The following is a 14,706-nucleotide window of genomic DNA, read 5'->3' on the forward strand; positions in this document are numbered from 1 at the left end:
TTGCGTTAACCCGGAGATTATGAAGACACATCCACAGTACGAACCCTGGTTGCAGGGCATGCTCACCATCGCGAAGCACTATCGGCTGGATTTTTCGGCGGAGCATGTTCGGGTCACGATTAACCATGAAAGCCAGTCCCCGCGCCAGCTGGTGCTGGAGGAGATGGCGCGCCAGCTTGGGCTTGGGATGCGTAAGGTGGAAGCAGACGCCGTCTCCCTCGACCCGTGGCGTTTACCGCTGCTGGCGGAGTTCACTGGCGGACAGATCGCGGTTATTAACCGCATGGACAACGACGGCAACGTCAGCCTGCAGTTCAGCGGCGATGGCGGGCTGGAGACAACATTAACGCGGGAAGCGCTCGGCGCACGGCTGAAAACACTGCTGGTGTTGCGCCCGCTCGAATCCACGCCGGATGCCCGCGTGGATGATTACATCAAACCCTATGAGAAAAACTGGTTCTGGCAGCTGGCGCTGAAAGACTGGCGACGCTACAGCGACATCATGCTGGTGGCGCTGGTCGCGAACGTGCTGGCGCTCTCCGGCATGGTCTTCTCCATGCAGGTGTACGACAGGGTGGTGCCCTCGCAGTCTGAAGCCACGCTGTGGGTGCTGTTTGGCGGCGTCATGCTCGCCATCGTGTTCGAATTCATTATGCGTATGCTGCGCGTGCATATTTCGGATGTGGTGGGTAAGCGGGCGGATCTGCGGATCTCCGAGCGGGTGTTTGCTCACGCGCTGCGGATCAAAAACGGCGCCCGCTCTAAATCGACCGGGTCGTTTATCGCCCAGATCCGCGAGCTGGAGTCGGTGCGCGAGCTGATTACCTCCACCACCATTGCGGCGATTTCCGATCTGCCGTTCTTCCTGCTGTTTGTGTTCATTCTGTGGATGATTGGCGGTCCGCTGGTGCTGGTGGTTCTGCTTGCCGTGCCGCTGCTGCTGATCCCGGGCCTGCTGGTACAGCGCCCGCTGGGAAAACTCTCCAGCGAAGGGATGCGCGAATCCGCCATTCGTAACGCCACCCTGGTGGAGGCGGTACAGGGCATTGAGGACATCAAGCTGATGCGCGCCGAACAGCGTTTTCAGAATCAGTGGAACAACACCAACGATGTGGCGGCCACCGTCGGAATGAAACAGCGCTGGCTGACCGGATTGCTCCTGACCTGGACCCAGGAGGTACAGTCGATTGTTTACGCGGTAGTGTTGCTGGTGGGGTGCTATCTGGTCATCAGCGGCGACATGACGACCGGTGCGCTGGTGGGGACCTCGATTCTGGCCTCGCGCACCATCGCGCCGCTCTCACAGATTTCGGGCGTGCTGTCCCGCTGGCAGTCGGCGAAGGTGGCGAGAAAGGGTCTGGACGACCTGATGCAGCGCCCGATTGACGATCCTCAGCAGGGTAAAAAGGTGCATAAAGCCCATCTGCGCGGGAACTATACCCTCGACGACGTGGGATTCTGGTACGACGACGAGGAAAAACTGACCGTGCTGCACATCAGCAAATTGCAGATCCGCGCCGGCGAAAGGGTGGCGGTGCTGGGGCGCAACGGCTCCGGCAAAAGTACCTTGCTGCAGCTTCTGGCCGGGATGCAGGAACCGCAGCAGGGAAGCATTCTGCTGGATGACATTGCCTTAAATCATCTCGACACCGCCGATGTGCGCCGGGATATGCAGCTGCTCAGCCAGCAGGCGCGGCTGTTCTTTGGCTCTGTGCGCGACAATATCCTGATGGGTAACCCGCTTGCCACCGACGAGGAGATCCATCAGGCGCTGGTTAACAGCGGTGCGCTGGAGTTCGTGCGTAAGCAGAAAATGGGGCTGAACTACCTCATCAATGAAGGGGGGGCCGGGTTATCCGGCGGCCAGCGACAGGCGCTGTTGCTGGCGCGCGCCCTGATCACGTCGCCCAATATTCTTCTGCTGGACGAGCCTACCGCCTGGCTGGATGAGATGAGCGAAAAGCAGTTCATTCAGCACTTACAGCAATGGCTGGGCAAGCGCCGGACGCTGGTGGTGGCAACACACCGGCTGCCGATTCTGGATCTGGTTGACCGCATCATCGTGCTGGAAAACGGCAAGGTGGTGATGGATGGCCCGCGCGACGCGATCCTGCGTCAGCACGGTATGGCGCCGCAAAAGGGAGCGCAGCGTACCGTGACCATGAAACCGGCGGCCGTGGCCGAGGAGGGAATGGCATGAATGATCTATCCCGCTATAACAGCCGCCTGAAAGAGCCGCGCCTGCCGCGCTCAACGTGGGTGGCCTGGTCGCTGTTCGCGCTGCTTGCGGCGTTTATCGCCTGGGCGAGTCTGTTCCAGCTTGATGAAGTCACCACCGGCAACGGCAAAGTGATCCCGTCTTCTCACGAGCAGGTCATTCAGTCGCTTGAGGGGGGCATTATCCATAGCCTGCTGGTGCGCGAAGGTGACATCGTTGAACGTGGGCAGCGGCTGGCTCAGCTTGACCGCACCAAAACAGAATCCAGCGTGCTGGAAAGTGAGTCTCGTCTGAATGCCGCGTTGGCCACGGCTGCACGCCTGAAAGCGGAAGTCAACGACACGGAACTGACGTTTCCGGAAGAGCTGGATGACGACGTTGAACTGGTCAAACAGGAAACGGCGCTCTTCCAGTCCCGTCGCGAAAGCCTGGAAAAAGGGCTGGCCGGTTTGCGTCAGGGGGCTGAACTGGTCCAGCGCGAGCTGTCGTTAACCCGTCCGCTGGTCACTCAGGGGGCGGCGAGCAAGGTGGAGGTGTTACGTCTGGAGCGGCAAAAAAACGAGCTTGAGAACAAAATCACCGAAATGAAAAACCAGTATTACGTGCGCGCCCGTGAAGAGCTGGCGAAAGCGAATGCGGAGATCGAAGCCCAGCGCTCGGTCATGAAAGGGCGCGAGGATTCCCTGACCCGTTTGACCTTCAACGCGCCGGTGCGCGGGATTGTGAAGGACATCGACGTCACCACCGTCGGCGGCGTTATCCCCCCCAATGGGAAACTGATGAGCCTGGTGCCTCTTGACGATCAGATGGTGGTTGAAGCGAAAATTTCACCGCGTGATGTGGCGTTTATCCACCCCGGACAAAAAGCGCTGGTGAAAATCACCGCCTATGACTACTCGATTTATGGTGGACTGACGGGTGAGGTGACCATGATTTCACCCGATACCCTTCAGGATGAGGTCAAAAGAGACGTGTACTACTACCGCGTCTATATCCGTACTGACAGTAACCACCTGACCAATAAACAGGGCAAGGAATTTCCGGTGTTTCCGGGGATGATTGCGACGGTGGATATTAAAACGGGCAGTAAATCCATTCTGGATTATCTGCTGAAACCGCTGAATAAGGCGAAAGAGGCGTTGCGGGAACGCTGACGAACAGAAAAGGGCGCTCGGGAAACCGAACGCCCCAGGATTATACCGGGGAGATTACATCCCCACCCTGGCGTCGCTCCTTCGGAACCACGTTGATGTAATGCGTGACATAGGCAAAATATAACCCGGCATAATTTTCGACGAGCTGCATAAATGCAGGATAAATGGTCATTCGGCCATCCCCTCTGTCTTTAAGATAACCTGCCTCTTGCGCGGATTTAATTATGCGCGCCACGTGGATACGTGAGACAAAAAACGCTTTCGCCAGCGTGCCGGGCGAATAATCAATTATCGCGCCATGTGCAGTTTTGTTTTTAATAGCCTGCAAATATAAATACAGCATAATCATTCGCCCTCCATCTTTATCAATAAATAACCCCACTTCCGGTAACACGGCTTTGAAGGTTAATCCGCGAAACAGATACTCAGCCGCCCGGCGGAAAAAGTTATTTCTCAGAATATCGTTATCTAACAGGTTAAGGTCGATGTTAAATGTCGGGTAAAGAATACTGACGGGTATAAATGCGCCGCTCATGTAACGTTTTAGTTCATCCAGTCCTTTTTGCGTGGGGGCGATGCGCGTCTTTCGGCGATCCTCCATACAGCGCCAGGTCTTAATCCGCCCGGTAGTTCTCAGTAAGGTGATGATAGCAATAACGCTGTTGGGACTGGCGATTTTGTATCGCGAACATAATGCTTTTATCTCTGAAACAGATTCGGCCTGATTGCCGAATATAAAACAACACATGGCAAGAATAATATTGAACCGTGATTCCTGGAGCATTGTTTTGTAGAACAAGGGTTGTTTTTTATAGATGCTGTCATTGATTTTGTAGTGTTCTATTATTGCCTCGCTAAACCGCGGGTTGTTCTTAATAACATCCCTTCGATGTAGCAAGGCCCTGGATGAGATATGATTATCCATAGCATTTTCTCTTTTTGAGCAAGCCGACGTAATGAAGTGTCCAGACTTCTTTTTCGGAATTTTCATTATACCTTGCAGGGAAAACATTTTCCGTCGTTATTTGCAAAGATTGTTATATTTGCACAGCATATGGATCCAGGCGGTGATTAACGCAAAGATGTTGCAGGGCGAGACGTTGATAACGGTTTATTAACCTACGGTGGTAAGATAAAATTAACCTGTTACGCAGGTTATATTCAGGCTTGTGACATTTCCGCATGTTTTTAGTCTCGATGTGCTGGTCATTATTGACCAGGGCAACGGTGTTTTTGTACCCAGGAGCGCATTATGATTCAAAACAATTCTCACAATAATCATGATTGTCATGCACAGGAATTTGTTATTTCAGCCTGCAGTTTTACGTTCCAGGGGTACCGTCTGTTACTGAAAGAGCAGGGAGGGTTGGCGTCACAGGTGCGTTTTGAGGATGACGTCGCAAATCGGGAAGATGTCTACACTATTATCAAAAATCAGGACGCTAAAATTACGGTCTTTCTCGGGGAAGAGATCGTGGATCTTTTGCAGAGCCTCAGGCACCTTGCCGATCTTCTTAACACACTTCCCGTCATCCGCCCGGTCACTCTGTATGGCAATATACCTGACAGTTGGCTGTACGGGACCTTGCGTAGTTTATTGAATAACAATCAAAAATTATCTCTGATCCGCATCGCCAACAGCGGCGATATTATTGCGCGTGTTCAGAAAAAAAATGACGCATGCAGGGACAGATCTCGCTCATTGCAGGATCATCATGCGGACTGTAGCTTTAAAGACCGTCAAAAAGGGCTCACAAACAGAGAACTTGATGTCTTATTAAATTTCTACCGGGGCATGTCGGTAAATAAACAGTGCAAAAAATTTGGGCTGACAAATAAAACGGTATATACACATCGCAAGGCCGGTTTAAGAAAACTGCAATTAATCCAGTTGTGGTATAAAAATTCTCAGGGTTTTTCTGCGTCAGGGAGTGGGGAACGGCAGGGAAAAATAGAATCACTGTCCAGTACTGAGGTGGATGTCTTTAATGCGCTGCTTAAAAGGGAGATATTTCCTGCGTATCAAATCATCACCGATGAAAATAAAAAAGGTGTTGGGTTTGAGATTTTATTACGCTGGAACAAGAACGGTAAAATTATCAAGCCTGCCCATTTTCTTACCGGGGTGAAAAATCGTGAGCTATGGTTAAATATCACGGCGCTGGTGCTTCATGCCGCTGTTTCCGGCATCAACAAGTATAACGGGAAATATTATTTCTCGGTGAATATACCGCCGGAACTCGCGGCCGGAAATGCCTTGCCCGAGATGGCCAAAAAAGCCATCAAGATGCTGCTCAAACCCCAGTGGGCCGGGAACCTGGTCTTTGAATTTGCTGAAGATATTGATGTGACCAAAGATAAAACCATCCCAGAAACCATGCGTCGCCTGCGCAGTACGGGGTGTCGGTTATTCCTGGATGATTGCTTCTCCAGCCATCAAACCATGTTTCCGGTGAGGCAGGTTCATTTTGATGGTTTAAAGCTTGACCGGGATATTGTCGGAAAGTTTGTCGCTAATGACAATGATTACAAACTTATCAAAGCGATTCAGATTTACAGTGACATGACCGGCAGCGAATGTATTGCAGAGGGGGTGGATAGCGAAGAGAAATTTGAAAAGCTGGTGGCGTTAGGCGTAAAAAGTTTCCAGGGATATTATCTTTCCCGCGCCGTGAAAGAGGAGGAGTTAGATCGCATGGTAAGATTGTTTAGCTAATAAAATAAGGCCCCGTGGGGCCTGAGATTATTTACGGCCGAGTAACAGGCCCAGAACAATACCCACTGCACCAGCCGCAATCAGGCCGGTTAACGGGTTATTTCTGACTGCCTCAGTGACATCAGAAACGGCATCACTGGCCTGCGCAGCATATTTTCGTGCTGCCCCTTTCACCTGATGTTTAGGGGAGTCAACGAATTCACCAAACTGCTGCTGAGCAGAGCCCGTCAGTTCGTCGAGTTTATTTTTGGCTTTATCACCAGCATACTGTGCATTTTTATCAGCGTCGAAATCAGACATTGTTACCTCCTTTTGTGGATAATTAAAGGATAGCCGCTATTTCAACATCTGAGAGCCGTAATGCGGATTCTGGCGCGTTTTAGGATATGTCTCCCTTCGCGCCGCCTTACTCGTCAGACTCGTCTTTGCCGTAAAACAGTTTGCCAATTTTGATGAGAGGACGCCCCTGAGACTTGCGGTGAAGATTGCTGTCACGCAGAGAATATACGCATCCGCAGTACTCCTGCTGATAGAACTGTTCGCGCTTGCTGATCTCAATCATCCGCGACGATCCGCCTTGTTTGCGCCAGTTATAATCCCAGTAGACCATGCCCGGATAGTGGGCTGCTGCGCGCTGACCGCAGTCGTTAATCTGCTGCATATTCTTCCAGCGCGAGATGCCAAGGGAGCTGCTGATCACACTGAAGCCATTTTCCGCCGCGTATAACGCCGTGCGTTCGAAACGCATATCGAAACACATGGTGCAGCGGATCCCACGCTCAGGCTCCCATTCCATCCCTTTTGCGCGTTCAAACCAGTTGTCCGTATCGTAATCCGCATCAACAAAGGGCACGCCGTGTTTTTCCGCAAAACGAATATTCTCTTCCTTACGGATGAGATACTCCTTTTGCGGGTGGATATTGGGGTTATAGAAGAAGATGGTGTAATCAATGCCCGAGGCCTGAATGGCCTCCATTACCTCGCCGGAGCAGGGCGCGCAGCAGGAGTGCAGCAGCAGTTTGTCAGCGCCGTTTGGCAGGGTAAGCTGAGGACGAATGAAGGGGACTGTGCTCATGGTATTCAACAATATGTTAATGAAATTTATGGAATTGTAGCATAGATCCCGCACAGCCGGGATCTCTGCACAGCGCGCGCCGTTTACCCGGCAAATTTCAGCAGCGCTTCTCCATCCAGGCGATAGCGCACCCACTCGGACTGCGGGAGCGCGCCAATGCTCAGGTAGAAGTCGATTGCCGGCTGGTTCCAGTCCAGTACGCTCCATTCCAGACGACCACACTGGCGTTTTACGGCGAGCTGCGCGATATGTTTCAGCAAGGCTCTTCCCGCGCCTTTACCGCGATGATCCGGGGATACATACAGGTCTTCCATATAGATACCGTTGCGGCCAAGCCAGGTTGAATAGCTGGTGAAGAATACGGCATAGCCAGCGATCTTACCTTCATACTCCGCAATCAGCGCTTCGGTTTTACTGTCTGCGCCAAAGAGGGTTTCGCGGATCTCGTCCGGCGTGGTGATCACTTCTTCCGGCGCTTTTTCATAGACCGCCAGCTCATAAATCATGGCGTAAATGGCCGCCGCATCCTCGGGGCGGGCCTGACGAATAGTAATGCTCATGGTTGTTCCTGCATGTTTTGCGATTGATGGCGCTAAGCATACGGAGTATTGTCCGAAGAATTAAGTGCAATGAAATCAACAAATGATGAATATTATGCATCCGGCCCTGAGACGTCTTGATTTAAACCTGCTGCCCGTTTTCGACGCCATTTACCGTCACCGTTCGGTTCGCCTGGCCGCCGATGAGTTAGCGATGAGCACATCGGCACTGAGCCATGCGCTGTCACGTTTGCGAACGACGCTGAATGATCCGCTATTTTTCCGGGAAGGGCATCGCATGTCACCCAGCGTGTATGCCACACAGCTCGCGCCGTCCATTGCATCTGCTTTGTCGTTTCTTAATCATGAGCTTACACCGCAGCCGGAGTTTGAAGCGGCCAAAAGTAGCGAGAGCCTGCACATTGCGATTACAGATTTTACCGCGCTTTGTATTTTCCCGGCCCTGATGCACACGTTGCAGGATGCCGCGCCGGGTTTGCGTTTTGAACTGCGCTATCTGCCACACAGCCCGGCGCTGACGGAGCTGCTGGCGGGCGAAGTGGATCTGGCGCTCGGTTTCAGCACGGCGGAGGAGATCCGCCATCCTGAACTGGAGGAGATAAGCTGGTTTGAAGATGAGTATGTGGTCATCAGCAACGCAAGCCGGACACGTCTGACGCTGGAGGATTATCTCGCGGCCCGCCATCTGGTTGTCACCCCCTGGAATGAGAAGCAGGGCGTGCTGGATTTACGGCTGGAGGAGTTGGGCTATACCCGGCACATTGCAATCAAAACCCCGTCAATGCTCAGCGCACCGTTTATCGTTGCGCAAAGCGATCTGCTGATGGCCATTCCCCGGTATGCAGCCGAAAAGCTGAAGGCGGCAGAGAATATCAACATTTTTACCTTACCGTTCGCCATTCAAAAATTTGACGTGAAAATTTACTCCCATAAACGCAGCGGTCAGCGGGGCGCAACCCGCTGGCTGAAAGAAGAGTTGCAAAGATTAGCAATAGAAATGAAGGCTGGGTAAGCGCAGGAAAGGGCGTGTCTGTTTCTGCGGTTGCAGATTAAATAGGGGATGTTTGACAGGTGTCGGGAATGAGCAATAATGGGGCACTTAACGGCAGCGCTACAGGGATACCATGCTTCATCACAGCCAGGCCATGTCACTGGACGACATCTACCTTGAGGACATTCCTCACATTATGCACCCGGACAAGGCGGCAGCAGACCTGGCAGATACAGCACTCCCAAACCGCATCATACAGGAGTGGAATTTACCGCAGGGCTACACGCGGTTTGTCAGCCGTTATCAACCGTTCCACTGGCAGCAACCCTGGATGGCTTACCGTGACACGCTTAACGACATCAAATCCGGAAAGCTCGTTCTGCTGAGAAAAGACGTAACCGGGCATGCCATTTCGGGCGTGCTGACAACATCCGGTGACCTTCGCAATAACCTGCCTTTGTTCCTTCAAACCCGGCTCAGTTACCTCATTTCCCGGCAGCTGAAACGCCCTGGTTATCACGTTCGTACGGCGGCACCGACGCAACATGCCCAGGCAGCAAAGACCATCAACAGCAAAACTGCAGGTCGATTGCTGGCCGCGGGTGGGATTTATAATGGCAACATCGAGGGATTCCACCAGACCGCCCAGCAGCTCGGTGGCGATGCGCCAGCGGGTTATAATCAGGTTATGGACAATAAAGGGATGATTATTGCTGCGACTTCGGTTGCTGCGGGTCTTGGGCTTGGTAGACTGGGGGCAGCGAGTGAGCTTAGCAATCTCCATGTTCTGGGAAAAGTCGAGGGGGAATATTCGATGATAAAGCCAGGACCATTGAGCGAACGCTTTGCTGAAACATTTTCAGGCGGAGCTTATAAGGAAATAACATTGTCCCATGACACCACTTTTTTTAGAGGGGGTCAAAGCGGCACTGAGTTGGGGCGATTTTTCAGCTATGAACGACCTTTAGGGGTACTGCAAACACGTGTCGATAAGGCGGTGTTGCCAAAATGGCCAGACGGTTCTGAATCCGTGATAGATAGTTTTTATGAGATAAAAATTCCTGCAGGCTCGAAGGTGTATGTCGGAGAGGTAGGCTACCAGTCTGATATTTTCCCTGGTGGTACTGAGCAGGTTTTCATCCCTGCGCCTTGGGAAATTCCAGGCGTGGAAACAGTTAATTTTGGGGGGTTGAAATGAAATCGGATATTCAGGTTTTACTCAATAAAATCATTGAGTTGCTTGTTTCATGTAATGAAAGTGTTTGGTCAAAGAAACTCCTCTATTTTCGCGAACAGCTGGGCTCTGATTATGAGCAGGCCTTGTTAGGTATCAGGTCTATTTTCGCAGGGGCAGGGTCCTTTAACGACTTAATACTGCAAAATAACGGCAAAATGCTGCGAGAAGAGAACAACGCGCTTAATAGGTTACAAGATGAGCTATACAGCTTAACGAAAGCAGAGATCTCCGCGCGTAACATTTAAAATCCAGTTAAAAGATGTGGTAGAAGACCTCTGCCACCAGTTTGAATAAAAAGTATAAATAATACCAAACCAAATGATTAATAACGTATGTTATCTGAGATATGGCCTCGCCTGCCGCAAGTCATCAGGCAGGCGCGCGCGGGGGCCGTAACTGATAGGGGTTCAGTTCGGTATCTCAATAAAATATATGTTAAGCATGCGGTCCCTGTAACAGGGAGCGGATCGAAAAGCTAACTTATTAAATGATTAGCTATCGCGGGGCACTCTTATTATCAAAGGGGTTGTCTCAAATCCGTGCGGGCATTTGCGCGCATTGCAATGCTCAGCGTATGAGCAGTCTTCAGAATCCAGGTTTTTATTAAAAGGACAGGCCATTTTGTTTTTTATTTCGTCCCACAGGTTCTCATTGTATGGCGAGACGTTATAAAGGGATATTTGGTTGAACACCCCATTTACAAAAATTCCATTTTTTGTTGTATGTATTCTGTCTCCGGGCAAAAGATAGATGTCACTCTCGTACCAAATTATTAATCTTAATAATTTCAAACCAACAATGTGCGAATAAACGATTCCTGTGTTAGGGCAAATGACAGAACTTAATACTCGCCACGACATCATACTCTTCTCCATAAGATATTTTTACCTGGATTTAGGTTTAGCACGTGATTAGACATCAATCAATGTTGTAACTCATTGATATTGATCGTTATTTTAAAGTGTTGTGATTTTTCTCTATATATAACAATGGCTTGCGCAATATGGTTTCGATAATTATTTTGAATTATATATCTTACATCAAAGAGGAGTGGTTTGATTTTGACCGTTTACAGGTTCTGAACGCAAAAAAATAAGATTCCGTAGAAGCCTTTATTATTAAGGAAAATTTAATCATGGCGGAAACCATTTCATTTCAACCTGTTACCAGGTTTAAGGTTTAGAAGGTTTTTTGAATTATTATCAATGCTGCTTATCGATTCCAGCGAATAAAGGGTACTGGTGACGCTTTTTTTTGGCTTAGCCATAGAAAATGGCTCAATTCGAATGTAGAGGCCAGCATTTCAAAGAGAAATTATTCAGAATTACTTATGTATGATAATGCGATTCAAGAGCCTGATAACCCTATGAAAGCTGTTGTTTACATAATGTTGCTTTAAGGGGTACCATACCCCCCTATAGTATCAGGAGGCCGTATGCCGCACTCACCCGAAGATAAAAAACGTATCCTCACTCGCGTTCGTCGCATTCGGGGCCAGGTTGATGCCCTTGAACGCGCGCTGGAGTCGGGCGACCCCTGTCTGGCCATCCTGCAGCAAATTGCCGCCGTGCGCGGTGCTGCCAATGGCCTGATGGGCGAAATGGTCGAAATTCACCTCAAAGATGAGCTGGTAACGGGGGAAACCACGCCGGATCAGCGAGCCGTGCGCATGGCAGAAGTCGGCCATTTGCTGCGCGCTTATCTAAAATAAACCCACACACCACACAATAAGGGAAGACACTATGAAATCTCGCGCAGCCGTCGCATTTGGCCCTGGCCAGCCGCTCAAAATCGTTGAAATCGACGTTGCACCGCCGAAGAAGGGCGAAGTGCTGATCAAAATTACCCATACCGGGGTGTGCCATACCGATGCCTTTACGCTGTCGGGCGACGATCCGGAAGGCGTTTTCCCGGCGGTGCTCGGCCATGAAGGGGGTGGTGTGGTGGTGGAAGTGGGCGAAGGCGTGACCAGCCTGAAGCCGGGCGACCACGTAATCCCGCTCTACACCGCAGAATGCGGCGAGTGTAAGTTCTGTAAATCCGGTAAGACCAACCTCTGCCAGGCGGTTCGCGCCACCCAGGGCAAGGGGCTGATGCCGGACGGTACCACCCGTTTCTCCTACAACGGCGAGCCGGTTTACCACTACATGGGCACCAGCACCTTCAGTGAATACACCGTTTGCGCGGAGATCTCACTGGCGAAGGTGAACCCGCAGGCGCCGCTGGATAAAGTCTGTTTGCTGGGCTGCGGCGTCACCACCGGGATTGGTGCAGTACACAATACGGCGAAAGTGAAAGAGGGCGACACCGTGGCGGTGTTCGGTCTTGGCGGGATTGGTCTGGCGGTGATTCAGGGCGCGGTCCAGGCGAAGGCCGGGCGGATCATCGCGGTGGATACCAACCCGGAGAAATTCAATCTGGCGGGTGAAATGGGCGCGACCGATTTCGTGAACCCGAAAGATCACGAAAAACCGATTCAGGAGGTCATTGTTGAGATGACCGACGGCGGCGTGGACTTTAGCTTCGAATGTATCGGCAACGTGAACGTGATGCGTTCTGCGCTTGAATGCTGCCACAAAGGCTGGGGCGAGAGCATTATCATCGGCGTGGCCGGTGCGGGCCAGGAGATCAAAACCCGTCCGTTCCAGCTGGTAACCGGGCGCGTATGGCGTGGCTCAGCGTTCGGCGGCGTGAAAGGGCGCACGCAGCTGCCGGGGATGGTTGAAGATGCAATGGCCGGGAAAATCCAGCTCGATCCGTTCATTACCCACCGTTTACCGCTGGAGCAGATCAACGAGGCGTTCGATCTGATGCATGAAGGTAAATCCATTCGTACCGTTATTCATTTCGGCGACAAGTAACTCTTACGCCAGCGGTTTTTCGCCGCTGGCGTTTCTTTAATAATCTTCTCTAAAGTGTGACCAGTGCGGCGTTTTTAGCCGTAATCTAAATCTCAGCCGTGCCGATGACTATTTAACAGGCGTGTTTTTACGCATCTTACCTACAAGAGAGTCGACGGTCATGGACAACACTACTTCGATGCCAGCGCAGCGCAAGCTGGGCTTCTTGCATCACATCAGGCTGGTTCCGCTGTTTTCCTCCATTCTCGGTGGCATTATTCTGCTATTTGCCTTGAGCGCAGGTCTGGCGGGGTATTTCCTTTTACAGGCCGACACCGATCAGCAGGATGTCACGTCTGAAATTCAGGTGCGTATGGGGCTGTCGAATAGCTCAAACCATCTGCGAACCGCGCGTATCAATATGATCCACGCCGGGGCGGCGAGCCGTATCGCGGAAATGGATGCGATGAAGCAAAACATCGCTGAGGCGGAAAAACGGATCAAACAGTCTCAGGAAGGGTTTAATGCCTACATCAATCGCGCGGTTCGTACGCCTGAGGATGAAGCGCTGGATGCCGATCTGAAAACACGCTATGACGCCTATATCGCAGGCCTGCAGCCGATGCTTAAGTTTGCAAAAAACGGCATGTTTGAAGCCATCATTAACCATGAAAACGAAAGCGCCCGCCCGCTGGATGACGCCTACAACGCCGTGCTGCTGAAGGCGATAAAGATCCGCACCGAGCGCGCGAACGCCCTGACGGTTAAGGCACACAGCCGCACCCAACTGGGCCTGATGTTTATGGTGGGCGCGTTTGCCCTGGCGCTGGTGCTGACGGCCATGACCTTTGTCGTGCTGCGTCGCACGGTGATCACCCCGTTGCAGCGCGCCGCGAAACGCATTGAAAATATCGCCAAAGGCGACCTCACCATGCCGGACGATGTGGCCGGACGCAGCGAAATTGGCCGCCTGACACGCGACCTGCAAACCATGCAGCACTCGCTGGAGAACACTGTCGGTACCGTGCGTCAGGGGGCGGAAGAGATCTATCGTGGCACCAGCGAAATCTCCGCAGGCAACACCGACCTCTCTTCCCGTACCGAGCAACAGGCGGCAGCCATTGAGCAGACGGCAGCCAGCATGGAGCAGCTCACCGCGACGGTGAAACAGAACGCCGATAACGCGCACCATGCCAGCAAGCTGGCGGAAGATGCCTCCGGTAAAGCCAGCCGTGGCGGCCAGATGGTCTCCGGGGTGGTTAAAACCATGGGCAATATCTCCACCAGTTCGAAGAAGATTTCCGAAATTACTGCCGTGATTAACAGTATCGCCTTCCAGACCAATATTCTGGCGCTTAACGCGGCGGTAGAAGCGGCGCGTGCGGGTGAGCAGGGGCGCGGGTTTGCCGTGGTGGCAAGCGAAGTTCGTATTCTGGCAAGCCGCAGTGCGAATGCCGCCAAAGAGATCGAAAGCCTGATCAACGAATCCGTTTCGCTGATTGACCAGGGCTCGGGTGAGGTCGTCGCCGCCGGTAATACCATGAATGAAATCGTCGAAGCGGTTAAACGCGTCACGGACATTATGCTGGAGATCGCTGCCGCGTCTGATGAACAGAGCCGTGGTATTGAGCAGGTGAGCCAGGCGATTTCTGAGATGGATAAAGTGACCCAGCAGAACGCCTCGCTGGTGGAAGAGGCTTCCGCCGCGGCGGCGTCGCTGGAAGAACAGGGCGCTCGTCTGACCGAGGCGGTGGGTGCGTTTCGACTGAGCGGCGCGAAGCAAGGCCGGGCGGCAACGTCTGCGCCAGTGGCGAAGAATGCGCCGCTGCGTCCGGCGGCAGCGGTTTCCGGGGATAACTGGGAGACGTTCTGAGTGGCGTGTTGTGTCGGGTGGCGGCTTCGCCTTACCCGACCT

General features: G+C 52.3%; 14 protein-coding genes. 9 read left to right on the top strand and 5 right to left on the bottom strand.

Annotated features, from left to right (window positions below):
• Nucleotides 1-19 precede the first annotated feature (19 nt).
• Nucleotides 20-2,200: a type I secretion system permease/ATPase gene (locus tag ACQG19_RS12150; RefSeq protein ID WP_246931822.1), complete on the top strand. Its 2,181-nt coding sequence runs from the start codon at nucleotides 20-22 to the stop codon at nucleotides 2,198-2,200.
• Entirely contained in the window at nucleotides 2,197-3,372 is a 1,176-nt protein-coding gene (locus ACQG19_RS12155) for an HlyD family type I secretion periplasmic adaptor subunit (RefSeq protein ID WP_028027873.1), read from the top strand. The genes ACQG19_RS12150 and ACQG19_RS12155 overlap by 4 nt, the downstream gene beginning before the upstream one ends.
• Nucleotides 3,373-3,412: 40 nt before the next feature.
• Here ACQG19_RS12155 and ACQG19_RS12160 read toward each other — a convergent pair whose 3' ends face one another.
• Nucleotides 3,413-4,297, bottom strand: coding sequence for a hypothetical protein (locus tag ACQG19_RS12160; RefSeq protein WP_038980595.1), 885 nt, complete (start codon nucleotides 4,295-4,297; stop codon nucleotides 3,413-3,415).
• A gap of 327 nt (nucleotides 4,298-4,624) precedes the next feature.
• Between ACQG19_RS12160 and ACQG19_RS12165 the strand changes: the two genes are divergently transcribed.
• The gene (locus ACQG19_RS12165; RefSeq protein WP_058651354.1) at nucleotides 4,625-6,088 is read left to right on the top strand and encodes an EAL domain-containing protein; all 1,464 of its coding nucleotides are present in this window, start codon (nucleotides 4,625-4,627) and stop codon (nucleotides 6,086-6,088) included.
• Between the two features lie 27 nt (nucleotides 6,089-6,115).
• Here ACQG19_RS12165 and ACQG19_RS12170 read toward each other — a convergent pair whose 3' ends face one another.
• The 3 genes from ACQG19_RS12170 to ACQG19_RS12180 all read right to left on the bottom strand — a co-directional run bounded on the left by ACQG19_RS12170 (nucleotide 6,116) and on the right by ACQG19_RS12180 (nucleotide 7,723).
• A complete protein-coding gene (locus ACQG19_RS12170; protein WP_013096686.1) occupies nucleotides 6,116-6,388 on the bottom strand; it encodes a DUF883 family protein in 273 nt (90 codons plus the stop codon).
• Between the two features lie 106 nt (nucleotides 6,389-6,494).
• The gene (locus ACQG19_RS12175; RefSeq protein WP_047351769.1) at nucleotides 6,495-7,163 is read right to left on the bottom strand and encodes an epoxyqueuosine reductase QueH; all 669 of its coding nucleotides are present in this window, start codon (nucleotides 7,161-7,163) and stop codon (nucleotides 6,495-6,497) included.
• An 83-nt stretch (nucleotides 7,164-7,246) separates the two neighbouring features.
• Nucleotides 7,247-7,723, bottom strand: a complete 477-nt coding sequence (locus ACQG19_RS12180) for a GNAT family N-acetyltransferase (protein WP_040020818.1) — start codon at nucleotides 7,721-7,723, stop codon at nucleotides 7,247-7,249.
• Between the two features lie 82 nt (nucleotides 7,724-7,805).
• On the opposite strand from ACQG19_RS12180, the gene ACQG19_RS12185 reads away from it, so the two are divergent.
• The 3 genes from ACQG19_RS12185 to ACQG19_RS12195 all read left to right on the top strand — a co-directional run bounded on the left by ACQG19_RS12185 (nucleotide 7,806) and on the right by ACQG19_RS12195 (nucleotide 10,196).
• Complete coding sequence (locus ACQG19_RS12185; RefSeq protein WP_040020819.1) at nucleotides 7,806-8,735, top strand: LysR family transcriptional regulator; 930 nt, start codon at nucleotides 7,806-7,808, stop codon at nucleotides 8,733-8,735.
• Between the two features lie 112 nt (nucleotides 8,736-8,847).
• Nucleotides 8,848-9,912 carry a hypothetical protein gene (locus ACQG19_RS12190; RefSeq protein WP_246931820.1) on the top strand — a complete coding sequence of 355 codons (1,065 nt, stop codon included), beginning with the start codon at nucleotides 8,848-8,850 and terminating at the stop codon, nucleotides 9,910-9,912.
• Nucleotides 9,909-10,196 (top strand): DUF6966 domain-containing protein, encoded by a 288-nt coding sequence (locus ACQG19_RS12195; RefSeq protein WP_040020820.1) that lies wholly within the window; start codon nucleotides 9,909-9,911, stop codon nucleotides 10,194-10,196. The genes ACQG19_RS12190 and ACQG19_RS12195 overlap by 4 nt, the downstream gene beginning before the upstream one ends.
• Before the next feature lie 246 nt (nucleotides 10,197-10,442).
• On the opposite strand, the gene iraM is transcribed toward ACQG19_RS12195, so the two are convergent.
• Nucleotides 10,443-10,826: an anti-adapter protein IraM gene (gene iraM, locus ACQG19_RS12200; protein WP_306295019.1), complete on the bottom strand. Its 384-nt coding sequence runs from the start codon at nucleotides 10,824-10,826 to the stop codon at nucleotides 10,443-10,445.
• A gap of 560 nt (nucleotides 10,827-11,386) precedes the next feature.
• On the opposite strand from iraM, the gene ACQG19_RS12205 reads away from it, so the two are divergent.
• From ACQG19_RS12205 to ACQG19_RS12215, 3 genes are all read left to right on the top strand, one after another.
• Nucleotides 11,387-11,662 (top strand): metal/formaldehyde-sensitive transcriptional repressor, encoded by a 276-nt coding sequence (locus ACQG19_RS12205; RefSeq protein WP_013096678.1) that lies wholly within the window; start codon nucleotides 11,387-11,389, stop codon nucleotides 11,660-11,662.
• Nucleotides 11,663-11,693: 31 nt separating this feature from the next.
• Nucleotides 11,694-12,812, top strand: coding sequence for an S-(hydroxymethyl)glutathione dehydrogenase/class III alcohol dehydrogenase (locus tag ACQG19_RS12210; protein WP_013096677.1), 1,119 nt, complete (start codon nucleotides 11,694-11,696; stop codon nucleotides 12,810-12,812).
• A 160-nt stretch (nucleotides 12,813-12,972) separates the two neighbouring features.
• Nucleotides 12,973-14,664: a methyl-accepting chemotaxis protein gene (locus ACQG19_RS12215; RefSeq protein ID WP_246931817.1), complete on the top strand. Its 1,692-nt coding sequence runs from the start codon at nucleotides 12,973-12,975 to the stop codon at nucleotides 14,662-14,664.
• Nucleotides 14,665-14,706: the final 42 nt, after the last annotated feature.

Source organism: Enterobacter cloacae complex sp. 277I4, from assembly GCF_050031465.1.
Classification (GTDB): Bacteria; Pseudomonadota; Gammaproteobacteria; order Enterobacterales; family Enterobacteriaceae; genus Enterobacter; species Enterobacter cloacae.

Coding starts and splice junctions, on each gene's coding strand:
- ACQG19_RS12150 (WP_246931822.1), top strand. CDS start 20: ATGAAGACACATCCACAGTACGAACCCTGGTTGCAGGGCATGCTCACC.
- ACQG19_RS12155 (WP_028027873.1), top strand. CDS start 2,197: ATGAATGATCTATCCCGCTATAACAGCCGCCTGAAAGAGCCGCGCCTG.
- ACQG19_RS12160 (WP_038980595.1), bottom strand. CDS start 4,297: ATGGATAATCATATCTCATCCAGGGCCTTGCTACATCGAAGGGATGTT.
- ACQG19_RS12165 (WP_058651354.1), top strand. CDS start 4,625: ATGATTCAAAACAATTCTCACAATAATCATGATTGTCATGCACAGGAA.
- ACQG19_RS12170 (WP_013096686.1), bottom strand. CDS start 6,388: ATGTCTGATTTCGACGCTGATAAAAATGCACAGTATGCTGGTGATAAA.
- ACQG19_RS12175 (WP_047351769.1), bottom strand. CDS start 7,163: ATGAGCACAGTCCCCTTCATTCGTCCTCAGCTTACCCTGCCAAACGGC.
- ACQG19_RS12180 (WP_040020818.1), bottom strand. CDS start 7,723: ATGAGCATTACTATTCGTCAGGCCCGCCCCGAGGATGCGGCGGCCATT.
- ACQG19_RS12185 (WP_040020819.1), top strand. CDS start 7,806: ATGATGAATATTATGCATCCGGCCCTGAGACGTCTTGATTTAAACCTG.
- ACQG19_RS12190 (WP_246931820.1), top strand. CDS start 8,848: ATGCTTCATCACAGCCAGGCCATGTCACTGGACGACATCTACCTTGAG.
- ACQG19_RS12195 (WP_040020820.1), top strand. CDS start 9,909: ATGAAATCGGATATTCAGGTTTTACTCAATAAAATCATTGAGTTGCTT.
- iraM (WP_306295019.1), bottom strand. CDS start 10,826: ATGGAGAAGAGTATGATGTCGTGGCGAGTATTAAGTTCTGTCATTTGC.
- ACQG19_RS12205 (WP_013096678.1), top strand. CDS start 11,387: ATGCCGCACTCACCCGAAGATAAAAAACGTATCCTCACTCGCGTTCGT.
- ACQG19_RS12210 (WP_013096677.1), top strand. CDS start 11,694: ATGAAATCTCGCGCAGCCGTCGCATTTGGCCCTGGCCAGCCGCTCAAA.
- ACQG19_RS12215 (WP_246931817.1), top strand. CDS start 12,973: ATGGACAACACTACTTCGATGCCAGCGCAGCGCAAGCTGGGCTTCTTG.